Source organism: Novosphingobium sp. PP1Y (assembly GCF_000253255.1).
Taxonomy (GTDB): Bacteria; Pseudomonadota; Alphaproteobacteria; order Sphingomonadales; family Sphingomonadaceae; genus Novosphingobium.
The window spans coordinates 1,292,130-1,307,500 of the sequence record NC_015580.1; the positions used below are offsets into that span (position 1 = coordinate 1,292,130).

The window sequence follows — 15,371 nt, forward strand, 5'->3', positions numbered from 1 at the left end:
CCTTCCACCTCGGTTGTGGGAAAGGGGCGCCTGCGGGGTTGGCGTCAGGCGCCGCGATTGGCTACCCAACCGGCCACACACGATAGGAAAGCGATTCCATGGCAGGCAGCGTCAACAAGGTCATTCTCGTCGGCAATCTCGGGGCCGACCCGGAAGTCCGTTCGTTCCAGAACGGTGGCAAGGTCTGCAACCTGCGCATCGCCACCAGTGAATCGTGGAAGGACCGCAATACCGGCGAACGCCAGGAGCGTACCGAATGGCATACGGTCGCGATCTTTTCCGAAGGTCTGGCCGGCGTGGCCGAGCGCTTCCTGAAAAAGGGCAGCAAGGTCTACATCGAAGGGCAGCTGCGCACCCGCAAGTGGCAGGACCAGCAGGGCAATGACCGTTACTCGACCGAAGTCGTGCTGCAGGGCCCGGGCGCGGTCATGACCATGCTCGACGGCGCGCAGGGCGGCGGTGGCGGCGGCCGCTCCGGTGGCTTCAATGAAGGCGGTTCGTCGGGTGGCTTCGGCGGCGGTGGCCGTTCGGGCGGTGGCTCGCGCGGCGGCGATGACTGGGGCCGTTCGGGCGGTGGCGGTGACGACTGGGGTCGCACCGGCGGTTCGTCGGGTGGCAGCAGCAGCGGCGGCGGCTTCGGCGACGATCTCGACGACGACATTCCGTTCTGATCCGCAACGCGGATGATCGAGAGCTGCGGGAAAGGCCTTTTGCGCTCGGGCCCCGCAGGGTTGGGCGAGGGGGCTGTATTACAGCCCTTTTTGCCTTGATGCGCCGGGCAGGCGAATTGCCCAAGATCCTGCGACAATTTCGATAGACTGATCGTCGCCTTCGAAGCCGGCAAGCTGCCCGGTTGGCTGATGAGCCCGTACTTGGCGGCGGGGGAATCAGGCAAAGAAAAAGGCGGGCCACCGTGAAGATGGCCCGCCAGAAGTCATTCAACTCAGAAATTGTAGCCGAAACGCAGGCCGATAGTCCTGGTCGAGTCCAGGCCCCAGCGCTGCGTATAGCTCAGCATGGGGGTGGGCTGAGCGCTGCTGTCGCCAGATTCGATCTGGATGGCGAGCGGGTAGACCTTGTTCGTGCAGTTCTTGCAGAACACCGACAGGTTCCAGGCGTCGCCGCGAAGACCGATGCTGCCGTTCAGGACGTCGATCGCACCGATCTGCGAATCCGGTGCGTGATTGATGACCGTCTCGACCTTCGAGCGATGGTAGAGGTCGGCATTCAGCAGCAGGCTCAGGCCGTTGTCGTTCAGCGGCAGCTCGTAAGCGGCGCCGATCGTCCCGGTGAACTTGGGTGCATAGGCAAGGCGGTATCCCGATGCGTCGAACGTACCGGACGTACCGCAGCCCTGGCCCGGGTAGCACTGTGCGCCTTCGTAGGTGTCGAATTTGGTATCGGCATAGGCGCCGGTGGCCGAAAGCGTCAGGCCGTATGCAGGACGGATCGTGACCGCGGCTTCGGCACCCTTGCTCTTCACCTTGGCAGCGTTGCCGATCACGAAAGTGCGCAATTCGGTATCGAACGACTGGATCTGGAAGTTGTCGAAGATGGTCCGGAACACCGAGGCGTTGATCGTGACCATGCGGCCCAGCAGGCTCGACTTGACGCCCGCTTCGAAGTTCTTGGTGGTTTCGGGGTAGATGGCGAGGTCGGCATCGAGGGATGCGCCGGTGTCGTTCATGCCCGGGCCCTTGTAGCCACGGCCGTAGGAGGCATAGAACATCACGTCGTTCGTGGGCTTGAACTGGCCGCCGAACTTCCAGCTGAACTCGTCGTTGCTGTAGCTCTGCTTGAAGGTCCCGTCGGGAACGCCGAGCGTCAGGAAGTAATCGCCCGTGTTCTGGACGAGGTCGATCGAGACCTTGTCATGCGTGAAGCGACCGCCGGCAAAGACATTGAACATGTCGTTGAAGGCATAGGTCAGCTGACCGAACGCAGCGTAGCTCTCGTTCTTGCTCGTGTAGTCCTTGTCGGTGCCCAGGAAGTAGTCGTTGGTCCGCGCACAGGTCGACGGAGCGTTGGGCCCCACGCAGAACGCGTTGCCCAGCAGCGGATCCGTGAAGAAGTTGTTCCCGGCGATCTGGCTGACCTGATCGAGCTTTGAGCGATAGTAGTAAAGACCGACCTGGCCGGTAAGCGGACCCGTCGAGGGCAGGGCCAGGCGCAGTTCTTCGCTGAACTGGTCGAAGCGCGAGTCGGTGCTGTTGATGTTCGCACCGTTCTGTCCGGTCGAGTCGGCGTCGATCTGCTGACCGAGCGAGTAGAACTTCCAGGCGAAGATGTTCGACAGGGTCCAGCCGTTGTCGAGTTCATAATCGAGGTTGAGCTGGGCACCACCGGTCTTGAGGTCGCGATACTGCGCGGCGTCGCTTCCCGCATAGAAGTTGTGATCGCCTGGCGTTACGCCGTCGCCCGCGACCGGGCCTTCATTGATGCTGCCATCGGCGAGCTGGCGGTAGGTGACGTCGAAGATCGTGCCGATGCCGTGCGTCTCGTAGTATTCGCCGATGGCGTAGACGGTCAGCTGGTCGGTAGCTTCCAGCAGGTACTTGCCGCGCAGGCCGTACTGGCGGAAGTTGTTGTCCTGCCGGCCGGTCGCATTGTCGCGAATGTAGTGCGTGATCGGCTGCTGGTACTTGTAGATGCCGCTGACGCGCAGGGCCGAATTGTCGGTGACCGGAACATTGATCGTGGAATCGACCTGGACGCCGTCGGCATTGTCGCCGGGCAGGGCATTCGAGGTTGCCTGTGCGTTGAAGTTGGCACCGTAGTGGCCGATTTCCGGACGTTCGGTGGTGATGTTGACGAGACCGGCCGAAGCGTTCTTGCCGAACAGCAGGCCTTGCGGGCCGTTCAGGACTTCGACGCGGGCCACGTCGAGGAACGGGTTGCCATTCAGGATGCTGCTACCGAGCGTGACGCCGTCGATCGCGGTTGCGACGCTCGATTCGATCGTGCTGGCGAAGGACTGCGTGCCGATACCGCGGATCGAATAGTTGTTGTCGCGCTGGACCTGGAGGCTGGGCGCGATGAGGCCCAGCTGGCGCTGGTCGGTGATGCCGCGATCGCGCAGGGTGTCGCCGCTGACGGCCTGGACGCTGAGGGGAACGTCGAGCAGGCGCTGCGACTGGCGCTGCGCGGTGACGACGATGTCGTTACCGGTGTTCTCCTGGGGCTGGGCCGTGTCCTGCGCGGTTTCCGCGCTCTGCGCGAACACCGGATTGCTGGACAGCGCGGTCCCGGCCAGAATTGCGCAAACAAGTTGTAGTCTCTTCAATTTCATTCCTCCCGAATTGGATGTCGACGGCCGGTGATCGCACCGTGAACCGCGTTCGCTCTTGCGAGCTGATGTTGAGCTTCACCGCTCGCGACTGCGTGAGGCAGCGCGATGATCTGAGAACCCGAATTTCATCTGGAATTTTGCGCGGCTAGGGCCAGCGCGGCGCCTTCTCTCCTACGAACATACCGCTTTCAGATCCGCGGCGATCAATCTAATCACTGATTGATTGATCGCCGCTTAGATTGTGGCTTGATGACTTGTCAAGCGCATCCTTAGGCTTCAATGAGTCGGAAAATCATGAGGGGGACAGGGTGGCGGAGCCGACCAGAAGTTACCATCGAGACGATTTGCGAAAGCAGCTCGTCGAAGCGGCGACCGATTACGTGGTGCACTACGGCCACGAGGATCTGTCAGTCCGCAAACTGGCTCAGGTGGTGGGTGTATCGCCGGGTGCGCCCTATCATCACTTTCCCGACCGTCGTTCCCTGCTCATTGCTGTCGCTTTGACCGGCTACGACAGGCTGCTGCGTGCAGATCTCGGCGCATCGCCGGGCTCAGTGGAGGATGAACTCCTGGGTGTCAGCCGCCATTTCATTGCTTTCGCTGAAGAAAATCCCCGTCTCTTCTCGCTCATGTACGAAAGCGAATTGACTCGACCCGTACTCGAGGCGCCGATCGCAAAGGCGCAGAGAGAGGGCTTCGCGATGCTACGCGACGCGATCAAGGCCGTGGGGGAACCGCTTCCCGACGAAACGCTGGGCATTCGCGTGGCGGCGTACTGGTCCTTGATCTACGGCTTCACGCTGATGCGCAGAAACAGGATGATCCAGCCGGATCAGGAGATCGAGGAGCCAGGCTCGTTCGAGGTCGTCGATGCCGTGCTTCGTCAGGCTGTCAGGCTGGTGAAAGGCTGAGCGCCTTCGCTGGTGCGCTGCATCGTTTCGCAGCTTCCGGATAAAGCTAGATCCGGTTGCACTGTCCGCGCCGTTCAGTTCTTGACGTTGAGGCCCTTGAGTGCAGCGAAGGGCCCCTGATCTTCGGGCGAGCCGATCCCTGCGGCCTTGCGGGCAGCCTCCGCTTCGGGGCCGGTCAGGAACGGGTCGATGGCAAGGGCAAGGCTCTGCGCTACGGCTTCGCCAAGGTCGATGTGCGTGCCGGAATACTCGATCTCGTCGCAGTCGTCGGCATCGAGTTCGATTTCCTCGTCTGGATTGTAGTCCGTCGCCTGCGGGACGAAGCGGAAGAACAGCGGCTCCTTCACTTCGACCGGGATGTCCTCGGCCGAGACAGCGCAAGACTGGACGAAACTGGCCTTGAGCGTGCCGCGCGCTTCGGCATCACGCTCGCCGGACCGGTGGAGTTCGAGGTCGGCTTCGAGTTTCGAAATCCGCACCAGGCTGAAACGCTTCGCCAGGGCGGCGCGTTCCGCTTCGTTGGCCTCGACGTGGACCGCCTTGCCTTCCACCTGACGGATGTCGATCTCGCGGGAGAATTCGCTCTTGCTCATCGCGTAATCCTTGCGGCCATGATGTCCTCGTCGGAAATGGCGTCGAGCTGGGCGGCGAGGGCCTGCAGGCGAGCGGCCAGCGCTTGAGTGTTCGCGCCTTCGGTCAGCGTCACGTTTCGCTCCAGCACGGGGACGAGTGCGGCGCTGACCTGCTCGTCGTCACCCGCGGCGAAGGCTTCGCGCAGGGCACCCAGGCGTCCGCCGAACACGCTCATCAGCTTGCCCATGCGCTTGCCGACCACAAGGTCGCCGACGCCGGATTGACGCAGCTGGCCGTCCATGTCGTCGACGAAAAGCTCGGTCAGGCGGACCGAGGGGTCGATCAGGGTCTTGTCCCGCTCCATGCGCAGCATGACCAGCGAGGTTACCAGCGTCACTGCATCGAAGCGACCGGGAACGGTGTCGGCCACGCCGCATTGCGCGTACCACTCCTTTTCGCGCGCGATCTCCACCGTGCGATGCCAGAGGGGGCGGACAGCCGCGCGGCTGTCGGAGCCCTTGCCGAAAATGCGTGAGAGGAGGGACACGTGGGTAACTGGCCTTTCGTTCATCGGCAATTCAACGCAGCTGCCCCAACGCCCATTGCACGAGGCGATGGAGGGCCTTAAGGCTCGATGCCGTTAATCCGGCCGATATATGGGCGGGGCGCCTGCTGGCAATGCCTGGCATGGACGAACCGGACGATTGGAGTGTGAAAATGCGCAGTTTTGGTCCCAAGATCGCAGCGGCAGGCCTGGTGATGGCCCTGGCTGCACTGGCGGGCGGATGCACTTCGATCCGGGATCATCGCGGCTACATCGTCGATCAGACGCTGGTCGATTCGGTTCAGCCGGGTGTCGACAATCGCCTTTCGGTGGAAAAGACTCTCGGCCGCCCGACTTTCGTCAGCCAGTTCGGCGAGAAGGACTGGTACTACGTTTCGCAGTTCGTGAAGACGCCGCCCTTCGGCCGTCCGCGTACGAACGAGCAGACGGTGCTGCGCGTACGTTTCGATCCCAAGGGCAATGTCGTTGCCGTCGATCGCCGCGGCATCGAGCAGGTCGCCCGCATCAGCCCGAACGGTGACAAGACCCCGACGCTGGGCCGTCACCGCGGTCTGCTGGAAGACCTGTTCGGCAACATCGGTGCCGTCGGCGCCGGCGGTATGGGTGGCCAGGCCGGCCCGAGCGGCCCCGGACCGAACGGCAGCTGAGCGCTTTTCTTTTCGCGTTTGCGGACAGCTTCGTCCCAGCCGCTTGAACCTCGCGGCACCGGGCATATATCCCCGGCATGGATAGCAATGGGGCGAGCCACGGCCTGATCCAGTGGCACGGTACGACGATCGTCGGCGTGAAGAAGGGCGGTAAGACCGTCATTGCCGGCGACGGCCAGGTTTCCATGGGCAATACCGTGATGAAGCCGAACGCGCGCAAGGTGCGGCGGATCGGTGAAGGCGGGAAGGTGATTGCCGGCTTCGCCGGAGCGACGGCCGATGCCTTCACCCTGTTCGAACGCCTTGAGCGCAAGCTGGAGCAATATCGCGGCCAGCTCATGCGCGCGGCCGTCGAACTCGCCAAGGACTGGCGTACCGACAAGTATCTGCGCAATCTCGAAGCACTGATGATCGTGGCCGATGCGGACACCATGCTGGTGCTGACCGGCAACGGCGATGTGCTCGAACCCGAAGGCGGGATCACTGCGATCGGATCGGGCGGCAACTATGCGCTGGCGGCGGCCCGCGCCCTAGATCCCTACGAGGACGACGCCGAGGCCATGGCCCGCCGCGCGATGCAGGTCGCGGCCGAAATCTGCGTCTTCACCAATGACCGCGTGACGGTCGAGACCATCTGAGATCCCGGGGAAGCATGAAAGACAACCTCACGCCCAAGGCCATCGTTCGCGCCCTCGATGAACACATCATCGGTCAGAAGGAAGCGAAGAAGGCCGTCGCCGTCGCCCTGCGCAACCGCTGGCGGCGCCAGCGCCTCCCCGTCGACCTGCGCGACGAAGTGACGCCCAAGAACATCCTGATGATCGGCCCCACCGGCTGCGGCAAGACCGAGATCAGCCGCCGCCTCGCCAAGCTGGCGGAAGCGCCTTTCGTGAAGGTCGAGGCGACCAAGTTCACTGAAGTCGGTTACGTCGGCCGCGACGTCGAGCAGATCGCGCGCGATCTCGTCGAGGAAGCGATCCGCCTGGAGAAGGATCGTCGTCGCGAGTCCGTTCGCGAGGCGGCATCGAAGGCGGCGATGGATCGCCTGCTCAATGCGCTTGTGGGCGAGGGAGCCTCCGAGGCGACCCGCGCCGCGTTCCACCAGCGCATCACCGAAAACGCGATGAACGAAACCGAAGTCGAGATCGAGGTGGAAGACAGCCCGTCTGCCCCGATGGAGATTCCGGGCATGGGCGGATCGGTCGGGATGATCAACCTGTCCGACATCATGGGCAAGGCATTCGGCCAGAACCAGCTCAAGCGGCGGCGCATGAAGGTGCCCGAAGCCTGGGACAAGCTGGTCGACGAAGAATCCGAAAAGCGCATGGACCAGGACGACGTGGCCCGCACCGCGCTTGCCAATGCGGAGACCAACGGCATCGTCTTCATCGATGAGATCGACAAGATCGCCGTTTCCGACGTGCGCGGCGGCTCGGTCTCGCGCGAGGGCGTGCAGCGCGACCTGCTGCCGCTGATCGAGGGCACGACCGTTGCTACCAAGTACGGTCCGATGAAGACCGACCACGTCCTGTTCATCGCCTCTGGCGCGTTCCACGTTGCCAAGCCGAGCGACATGCTGCCCGAACTGCAGGGCCGCCTGCCGATCCGCGTCGAGCTGAAGGCGCTGACCGAGGAGGACTTCGTGCGCATTCTGTCGGAGACGCGCGCCAACCTTGTCGAACAGTACAGCGCCTTGCTCGGTACCGAGGACGTCAGGGTCCACGTGACGGCCGATGCGGTACAGGAAGTGGCGAAGATCGCTGCGCAGGTGAACGAGAGCGTCGAGAACATCGGCGCCCGCCGTCTGCAGACGGTGATGGAGAAGCTGCTCGAGGAGCTGAGCTTCGAGGCCGAGGACCGCACCGGCGAAACGGTGACCATCGACGAGGCCTACGTTCGCGACAAGCTGGAAGGCCTTGCGGGCAACGCGGACTTGTCGAAGTATATTCTCTGAGGAGAGACCGCGACATGTACCAGACACCTGAAGACCGCCCGATCTATCGCCTGCTGACCGGCAAGGACGACCGTGCCTTTTGCGAGCGCGTGTCAGAGGCGCTGGCGCAGGGCTGGCGCCTCTACGGTTCGCCGACGATTTCCTGGGATACGGCCGAGAACTGCATGAAGGCGGCTCAGGCCGTCGTCTGGCACGAGGCCGACGTCGTCAAGTAAAGGGTCGCCGAGTAACAGCAAGGCCCCCCGTCGCGCAGTGCGGCGGGGGGCCTTTTTGTTTTGTCAGTGCGGGACGGTGCCGAGTTCGAAGCCGGTCTTGTCGTGCAGGCCGAACCTGTCGACGATGTCCTTGCTCGCCTCGTTGTAGCCGATCACCTTCACGCTGGCGCCGCCCTGGTCGAGCTTGCCGACGATCTTGTCGAGCGCGCCGACCGAGGAGATGTCCCACAGGTGGGCGTGAGTCATGTCGATGATCACGTTGGGCGCGGTTTCCTGGCCGGCTTGCATCTGCTCGATGAAACGATGCACCGAGGCGAAGAAGATCTCGCCCGAAACGCGGTAAGTCGCCGTGTCGCCTTCCTGTGTGCGTTCGACGCGGAACAGGCGCTGAACCTTCTGGGCGAAGAAGATGCCGGACAGCAGCACGCCCGCAATCACGCCCTTGGAGAGATCATGGGTGGCCACGACGAACACGACGGTTGTGAGCATGACCACCGAGCTTTGCCACGGATGGCGGCGAAGGTTCGGGATCGAGTTCCACGAGAACGTGCCGATCGAGACCATGATCATGACTGCGACGAGGGCGGGCATCGGAACCTGGCCGACCCACGGGCCGAGCAGGGCCAGCAGGATGAACAGGAAGAAGCCGGCGACGAAGGTGGACAGGCGGCCGCGGCCGCCCGAGGTCACGTTGATCACCGACTGGCCGATCATCGCGCAGCCGCCCATGCCGCCGAACAGCGCGGCGACGATGTTGGCGATGCCCTGGCCGCGGCATTCATAGCGCTTGTACGAATCGGTGTCGGTCATGTCGTCGACGATCTGCGCGGTCAGCAGCGATTCGAGCAGGCCAACGGCGGCCATGGCAAGCGCGGTAGGCGCCACGATCTGGAAGGTTTCCAGCGTTAGCGGCACTTGCGGCAGGCCGAACGAGGGCAGGCCGGAGGGCAGTTCGCCCATGTCGCCCACGGTGTGGACGGGCAGGCCCATCGAGATCGAGATCACCGAAAGCACCAGGATCGAGATGAGCGGGGACGGGACCGCCTTGGTGAGACGCGGCAGGGTGTAGATCATCGCGAGCCCGGCAATGACCATGGCGTAAGTGTGCCAGGTCACGTTCATCAACTGCGGCAGCTGCGCCATGAAGATCAGGATGGCGAGCGAGTTCACGAAGCCGGTGATCACCGAGCGCGAGACGAACTGCATCACCAGGTTGAGCCGGAGCAGGCCGGCGAGGATCTGGAACACGCCCATCAGGATCGTCGCGGCGAAGAGATATTCCACGCCGTGTTCGCGAACCAGCGGCCCGACAAGCACGGCGACTGCTGCGGTCGCGGCCGAGATCATGCCTGGACGACCGCCGGTGAACGAGATCACGATGGCAATCGCCACCGAGGCCCACAGCCCCACGGCGGGATCGACGCCGGCGATGATCGAGAAGCCGATGGCTTCGGGGATGAGCGCGAGCGCGACGACGAGGCCGGCAAGCACGTCGGCCCTGACGTTGCCAAACCAGTCCTGGCGGAATCGGGAGAGTGTTTCAGTCATGCAATATCCGCATCAAGCACATGTCCGCGACCCGCGAAGCACGCGGGCGTGCCAGTGAACATGTATGATGTTGCCCGGCGGATCGGCGGCCGGGATAGCCACCCGGAATTGCACCGGGTCCAAGCGAGTGGCGCGGCTTTTGCCGTGTTGCGGGTGCGAATGCAACCCGTCGTGTCGGGAAGGCCATCGGGCGCAGGGGGCACCACCGCTGCAAGGGACCGGGTCACGGACCGCGCCCGGGCGGGTCCTATTCGGCGGCTTCGCCCAGTTCGTCGGTCTCGGAGGCCTGGCGCGCCCACATTTCGGCATAGAGCCCGCCCGCCCGCAGAAGCTGCCCGTGCGTTCCGCCTTCGGCCAGTCTGCCTTCCTGCAGGACGAGGATGGAATCGGCATCGGCAATCGTCGAGAGACGGTGCGCGATCGAGAGCGAGGTGCGGTGTTCGGCAACGCGGTGGAGCGTTGCCAGGATGTCCTGTTCGGTGCGGGTGTCGAGCGCGCTGGTCGCTTCGTCGAGCAGGAGAATTGGCGGATTCTTGACCAGGGTGCGCGCAATCGCGACGCGCTGCTTCTCTCCGCCAGACAGCTTGAGGCCGCGTTCGCCCACCTCGGTTTGGAACCCTTGGGGCAGGCGATCGATCAGGCCCATGAGCGCAGCGCCCCGCGCGGCTTCCTCGATATCGGCCTGGGTGGCATCGTCGCGGCCATAGCCGATATTGTAGCCGATGGTGTCGTTGAACAGCACTGAATCCTGCGGGACGATCCCGATTGCGGCGCGCAGCGATGCCTGGGTGACTTCCTTGATGTCCTGTCCATCGATGAGGATCCGCCCGCCCTGCGGATCGTAGAAGCGGAACAGCAGGCGGGCGAGCGTGGACTTGCCTGCGCCCGACGGGCCGACGATGGCATAGTTGCGGCCTGCCGGAACTTCGAAGGAGAGGCCGTGCAGGATCCGGCGATCCTTTTCGTAACCGAACACGACATTGTCGAAGACCACCGAGGGGCGCCGGATGACGAGCGCCGGCGCGCCGGGCCTGTCCGAGACTTCCTGGGGTTCGTCGAGCAGGCGGAACATCTCGGCCATGTCGATCAGGCCCTGCCGGATGGTGCGATAGACCATGCCCAGCATGTCGAGCGGGCGGAACAGCTGCGTCAGGTAGGTCTGCACGAAGACGAGCTGCCCGGCGGTGTACTGGCCGCGGTACCAGCCCCAGACGGTATAGGCGAGGGCGCAGGCCATGAGCAGGTTGACGATCACCGCCTGCGCGATGTTGAGCATGCCGAGCGAGTTCTCGCTCTTGACCGCGGCAGCCGCATAGGCGCGCGTGGCCTGGGCATAGCGCTCTTCCTCGCGGTGCTCGGCCGAGAAGTACTTCACCGTCTCGTAGTTGAGCAGCGAGTCCACGGCGCGGGCCAGGGCCTGTCCGTCGAGTCGGTTCATCTGTTCGCGCAGCTTGGTGCGCCATTCGGTGATCGTGCGCGTCACCCAGATGTAGGCGGCAATCGCGACGGCCGTGGCCGCGACAAGGCCCCATCCGAAGTTGATGTAGAAGATGACCGCGACGACCGCGAGCTGGATCACCGTGGGCGCGATGTTGAACAGCATGAAGTAGAGCATCGTGTCGATGCTCTTGGTACCGCGCTCGATTGTCTTGGTGATCTCTCCGGTGCGACGCCCGAGGTGAAAGCGCAGGCTCAGGCGATGAAGCTGGCCGAAGACGTTTTCCGCCAGCGAGCGCGTGGCATCCTGCCCGACCCGCTCGAAGACGATGTTGCGCAAGTTGTCGAAGCCGGTCTGCGCAAAGCGGCCCGCCGCGTAGCCCAGCACCGTAAGCATCGCCAGTTGCACCAGCTTCGGTCCGGTAGCGCCCATCGCGTCGACCGCCCACTTGAGCAGGTAGGGCAGGGTAAGCTGCGTGCCGATCGAGGCGAGAATGAAGATACAGGCGAACACGATCCGCCAGCGCAGGGCTTTGTTGTCGGCCGGCCAGAGGTAGGGAAGGAACCTGAGGAGCGTGCGCCAGCCGTCATGGCGGGCATTGGAATTGTTCACGGCTGTATCGGGTGGCATCGCCGCAATTTAGGGAGACTTGGCGGTTAGGCAATCTCAACCGGGCAGATCGAACAGGATCTTTCTTGTCGTGAAGTCGATCGCCACGCGCCGGAAGGCGCGAAGTTCACGCATTCCCAGGAAGATGGCGGGGCGCTTTTCCAGATGCAGCGCCTCGAAGGCAGGGGCATCGGCGAAGGCGATAAGCACGTTGGCGACTTCGAGCGACTCCAGTTTGAGTTTCTGGGCCAGGCCGAAATCGATGGGAAGCGTCTGTCCGGTGACGGATGTCAGGACACCGCTGCCTCCCTTGCGCTCGCGCATGGCGCGTTGCAGCGCCCGGTTGCCGATCGTGCTGCTGGACCCGGTATCGATGACGACCGAGGTGCGAATGCCGTCGATCGTGGCCTGGGTCATGATCAGTTGCCCCGAACGCTTGCGCGCGCGAACGGTGATTTCGTAGCTGCCGCCGCGGTCGAAATCGTGGGGATCGCCGATCTGGATGGTGTTGCGGTCGAAATCGAGGACGACGCGCTGGTGCTGTAGACTGTCGGTGCCGAGAATGCCGTCGGCACCGATGTGCCGGTCCTGCAGCAGGGGCACCGTCAGGTCATGGAAAGTCCGCCCCCCGACATCGAGGGACTCGACGCGCGCCGTGTTCGCCTGGCCTACGCCGGCAAGGCTGATCACCTTGGCGCTCGGGCCGATCCGCAGGCCGAGCGTACTGGCGAGCGCGGTCGAAAGCACCGTGTTCTGCGATCCGGTGTCGATGAGGAATTGATAGGGACCCTGGCCATGGATCGCGACGCCGACGGTCATGCGGTCATCGGCATCGGGCTGGGCCTGAAGGATTTCGCTGGCGGCATCGCTGTCGTCAGGGACCGATTGTGCCGGCGTGGCGGCAATCGCGGAGTGCGCGATCAGGGCCGCCGCAAGGGCAAGCGCTGTGCCTGTCATCTCCTGCTCCCGGGCAGTGATTTGCGTATTCTTTATATCGCCTCGAAGTTACCACGAATGCGGTGGAACACCAAGTTGGACGGGTCGCTCAGGCCTGCCCGGAAACAGGCAATTTCCCGCGCATCGAGGCTGGGTGCGCCATGGGAGCAGGGTGGAAATCGGGGAGCGTCAGGAAGTCCGGCTCGTGGGTTACGTCGACCTTGCGGGCAAACCAGGCGCCGCTGGACGCAATGGCAGGCAAGTCGGCTGCGGTCAGCATGCGCGGGCTCGATGCACCCGCGGGAAAATCGACATAGCGCCGGTGGGCGGCAATGCGCTCGGGAAAGGCATGGGCGACGAGCGTTGGCACCACGTGTTCGTCACTGCACACGGTTCCGCGCAGACGGCCCGAGGTTAGAAGGCGCGGCATTTCCTTGTCCAGCATTGCCAGCACGTCTGCGGGCAGGGACCACCAGCCCGAACCGTACGCCCACAGGCCATAGGGGCGTGAGCGTGGTAGCCCGAGCCGATTGCGCGCGGCGTCAGCCCAGCGCGCGAGGCGGCGCAATTCCCAGGTCGCGGCATAGGCGCGTCTATCGCGAGCGGGATCGAGCCGCAGCCAGCGCGTGTCCAGGCGGAAGGTCTGCATGCGCTCTTCCATGTGTCCGGGGCGGACTTCGATATGGCAGAGACCCTCTCGCATGGTTTGAGCAATGGCCTCGCGCGCAGTCACCGGCCAGTCGGCGCCGCTGATCAGGTGCGCACCGTCGCAGCCGAGGCGGACAGCCTCGCGAACCAGCTTCGCAATCGCTTCGACCAGACTGTGGTGCCCCCAGCGCACGGCGACCGGATTGGCCACGAGGCGTACCCGTCCGGTGGCTTCCGGCAGGCATGCCTGCAGCTCCGGCCAAAGCGGCGAGGCGCGATCGGCATGGATGACCGCGAAGTCCTCTCCACCAGGGCCGAGGAGCCGTTCGATCAGGAGGTCGAGCTGCGCCCTGTTGTCATGGGCGAGGATGAGATAGGCCATGCGCACGGCGGCTGTATTCCAGCGCTCAGGCCGCCGCACGCGACAGGATCGGGCGGGCGAGCGCGGACACGAGCATGCGGATCTCGAGCCAGGCGGGATGACGGATCAGTGCCAGCGTCGCGAGCCAGAGGAGTACGCCCAGCCCACTAAGGCCGAGCAATGTGAGAAACGGCATGGATGCACCGCCAAGGCCGTAGAAGCCGGCGACGATCAGCGGCACGCCTGCGGCAAGCGCGCAGATCCCGCTGCGCAGATAGACCCCCAGCAGGTCGCGAAAGCGGAAGCCCATCAGGCGACCGAGGTAGGTGGCATAGATCGCCCACCAGACGAACCCGTAGACCACCCGGCTGATGCCCGCGGCCTCGAGGCTGATGAAGCAGCCTGCCGTGAGGATGATCACGGCTGCAGCGGTGTCGAGCAGGTTGACCCAGACGAGACGGCGGATCTGGCCGAGCAAGAGGGGCACGTCCATCTGTAGCGGAACCGCGACGAAGAAGATTTCGCCCAGAGCGGTCCAGCGCAGTAGTGAGGCCGAGCCCATCCAGTTCGGACCGTAGAGCAGCATGACCAGCGGTTCTGCGGCCAGCGCCAATCCGACCATCGCCGCCCAGTTGAGCGCGGTGTAACAGGAAACGAGATGGAGGTAAGGTTCGGCCAGCGGCTCGCCTGCGTCACGCTTGCGGGCAAAGGCGGCGTAAAAGACCGAACCGATCGCGCCGGTTACGAGCGTCGTCAATTGTCCGGCAAGGGCGCTGGCCCGGCTGAACAGTCCTGTCGAGGCGATGCCCAGCAGGCGCCCGACGATAAGGTCCTGTGAGCGTTGCCCCACGGCAGCGCTGGCGCTCAGCACAAAGGACATGGAACTGAAGCCGAGCATGGGCTTCACGGAGGAGAAGACCCGCGGCAGGCGCGGGCGAACCGGGCGCTGCCATTGGGCGATGCCGGCGCGAACGAGAGCGGTGACTAGCACGCCCCAAGCCAGCGAGCTGGCGCCGAACCCGCAGGCAGCCAGGATCACCGCCGTGCCGTTGCCGGCGAGGGCGCTGCCCGCGTTGACGTGGAAGAGGGCGCGAAAGTCCATTTCGCGCACCAGCAGCGCGGCTGGCACCGTCGCATAAGGACTGATGAGATAGGACGCGGCGATCAGCCATAGTAGTGGAGCCAGATCAGGCTCGCCATAGAAGTGGGCGACCAGCGGCGCGGCCAGTGCGACCAGCGCCGAAACTGTCCAGCCGATCGACACCGCGACGCCTGCATAGAAGGGCAGGGACTTGGGTTCCATCTGCGGCTGACCGGAAATGAAGCGGGTGATTCCTAGGTCCTGGAAGATCGATACCAGCATGGCGGCGGCCAGCGCCACAGAGAACAGGCCCACGTCGCTCGGCAGCAGGAACAGCCGCGAGATGATGACGCTGGCGGCGAACTGGATCGTGAAGGTCGCGTACTGCGCGCCCATCGACCACAAGGCGGCCCGGCGCACGCTCATGCCGCGCGCACCAAGGCCAGGGTCGCTGCGAGACGGAACGCCCGGACAGGTTCGCCGTATCGTAAGAGCCGTGCCACGGTTCGCCACATGCCGTCCTGCCTTCCGCCATCGCGCAAGTGGTTGACGAGCAGGTCGAAGCCGTCATCGCGAAGGGCCGAGGCGGAATAGCG

General features: G+C 64.2%; 15 protein-coding genes and 1 other annotated feature (1 of these 16 only partly in view). Of the genes, 6 read left to right on the top strand and 9 right to left on the bottom strand.

Annotation, left to right across the window (positions count from 1 at the left end; all coding sequences use genetic code 11):
- Nucleotides 1-98 precede the first annotated feature (98 nt).
- A complete protein-coding gene (gene ssb, locus PP1Y_RS12215) occupies nucleotides 99-671 on the top strand; it encodes a single-stranded DNA-binding protein (RefSeq protein ID WP_013832520.1) in 573 nt (190 codons plus the stop codon).
- Nucleotides 672-943: 272 nt separating this feature from the next.
- Here the strand turns inward: ssb and PP1Y_RS12220 are convergent, their stop codons facing one another.
- Nucleotides 944-3,283 carry a TonB-dependent receptor gene (locus PP1Y_RS12220; RefSeq protein ID WP_158511846.1) on the bottom strand — a complete coding sequence of 780 codons (2,340 nt, stop codon included), beginning with the start codon at nucleotides 3,281-3,283 and terminating at the stop codon, nucleotides 944-946.
- Nucleotides 3,284-3,597: 314 nt separating this feature from the next.
- Here PP1Y_RS12220 and PP1Y_RS12225 point away from each other — a divergent pair, with 314 nt between their 5' ends.
- Nucleotides 3,598-4,200: a TetR/AcrR family transcriptional regulator gene (locus PP1Y_RS12225; protein ID WP_013832522.1), complete on the top strand. Its 603-nt coding sequence runs from the start codon at nucleotides 3,598-3,600 to the stop codon at nucleotides 4,198-4,200.
- 74 nt (nucleotides 4,201-4,274) lie between these two features.
- Here the strand turns inward: PP1Y_RS12225 and PP1Y_RS12230 are convergent, their stop codons facing one another.
- Nucleotides 4,275-4,793 carry a DUF177 domain-containing protein gene (locus PP1Y_RS12230; RefSeq protein WP_013832523.1) on the bottom strand — a complete coding sequence of 173 codons (519 nt, stop codon included), beginning with the start codon at nucleotides 4,791-4,793 and terminating at the stop codon, nucleotides 4,275-4,277.
- Nucleotides 4,790-5,344: a ubiquinol-cytochrome C chaperone family protein gene (locus PP1Y_RS12235; protein ID WP_013832524.1), complete on the bottom strand. Its 555-nt coding sequence runs from the start codon at nucleotides 5,342-5,344 to the stop codon at nucleotides 4,790-4,792. Before PP1Y_RS12235 ends, PP1Y_RS12230 begins: the two co-directional genes overlap by 4 nt.
- 146 nt (nucleotides 5,345-5,490) lie before the next feature.
- Here PP1Y_RS12235 and PP1Y_RS12240 point away from each other — a divergent pair, with 146 nt between their 5' ends.
- The 4 genes from PP1Y_RS12240 to PP1Y_RS12255 all read left to right on the top strand — a co-directional run bounded on the left by PP1Y_RS12240 (nucleotide 5,491) and on the right by PP1Y_RS12255 (nucleotide 8,154).
- A complete protein-coding gene (locus PP1Y_RS12240) occupies nucleotides 5,491-5,985 on the top strand; it encodes an outer membrane protein assembly factor BamE (protein WP_041559281.1) in 495 nt (164 codons plus the stop codon).
- Nucleotides 5,986-6,062: 77 nt separating this feature from the next.
- The gene (hslV, locus tag PP1Y_RS12245) at nucleotides 6,063-6,623 is read left to right on the top strand and encodes an ATP-dependent protease subunit HslV (RefSeq protein ID WP_007013712.1); all 561 of its coding nucleotides are present in this window, start codon (nucleotides 6,063-6,065) and stop codon (nucleotides 6,621-6,623) included.
- Nucleotides 6,624-6,637: 14 nt separating this feature from the next.
- Nucleotides 6,638-7,939 carry an ATP-dependent protease ATPase subunit HslU gene (gene hslU, locus PP1Y_RS12250; RefSeq protein WP_007013713.1) on the top strand — a complete coding sequence of 434 codons (1,302 nt, stop codon included), beginning with the start codon at nucleotides 6,638-6,640 and terminating at the stop codon, nucleotides 7,937-7,939.
- Nucleotides 7,940-7,953: 14 nt separating this feature from the next.
- The gene (locus PP1Y_RS12255) at nucleotides 7,954-8,154 is read left to right on the top strand and encodes a DUF1737 domain-containing protein (RefSeq protein WP_007013714.1); all 201 of its coding nucleotides are present in this window, start codon (nucleotides 7,954-7,956) and stop codon (nucleotides 8,152-8,154) included.
- A gap of 63 nt (nucleotides 8,155-8,217) precedes the next feature.
- Here the strand turns inward: PP1Y_RS12255 and PP1Y_RS12260 are convergent, their stop codons facing one another.
- The 6 genes from PP1Y_RS12260 to PP1Y_RS12285 form a co-directional block, all read right to left on the bottom strand.
- Nucleotides 8,218-9,702: a SulP family inorganic anion transporter gene (locus PP1Y_RS12260; protein WP_013832526.1), complete on the bottom strand. Its 1,485-nt coding sequence runs from the start codon at nucleotides 9,700-9,702 to the stop codon at nucleotides 8,218-8,220.
- A 68-nt stretch (nucleotides 9,703-9,770) separates the two neighbouring features.
- Nucleotides 9,771-9,826, bottom strand: a sequence feature (sul1 is cis-regulatory element that is thought to sense ions involved in sulfur or methionine metabolism; They are found in Alphaproteobacteria).
- Between the two features lie 123 nt (nucleotides 9,827-9,949).
- A complete protein-coding gene (locus PP1Y_RS12265; RefSeq protein WP_013832527.1) occupies nucleotides 9,950-11,770 on the bottom strand; it encodes an ABC transporter ATP-binding protein/permease in 1,821 nt (606 codons plus the stop codon).
- A 36-nt stretch (nucleotides 11,771-11,806) separates the two neighbouring features.
- On the bottom strand, nucleotides 11,807-12,706 hold the full coding sequence (locus tag PP1Y_RS12270) for an aspartyl protease family protein (RefSeq protein ID WP_013832528.1): 900 nt from the start codon (nucleotides 12,704-12,706) through the stop codon (nucleotides 11,807-11,809).
- Between the two features lie 88 nt (nucleotides 12,707-12,794).
- Nucleotides 12,795-13,715 (bottom strand): beta-1,6-N-acetylglucosaminyltransferase, encoded by a 921-nt coding sequence (locus PP1Y_RS12275; protein ID WP_013832529.1) that lies wholly within the window; start codon nucleotides 13,713-13,715, stop codon nucleotides 12,795-12,797.
- A gap of 25 nt (nucleotides 13,716-13,740) precedes the next feature.
- Nucleotides 13,741-15,201: an oligosaccharide flippase family protein gene (locus PP1Y_RS12280; protein WP_013832530.1), complete on the bottom strand. Its 1,461-nt coding sequence runs from the start codon at nucleotides 15,199-15,201 to the stop codon at nucleotides 13,741-13,743.
- Nucleotides 15,198-15,371 carry the 3' portion of a glycosyltransferase gene (locus PP1Y_RS12285; RefSeq protein WP_232512662.1) on the bottom strand. Its footprint extends 801 nt past the window's final position, so the window shows 174 of its 975 coding nt (coding positions 802-975); its start codon lies beyond the right edge, outside the window; the stop codon is at nucleotides 15,198-15,200. Before PP1Y_RS12285 ends, PP1Y_RS12280 begins: the two co-directional genes overlap by 4 nt.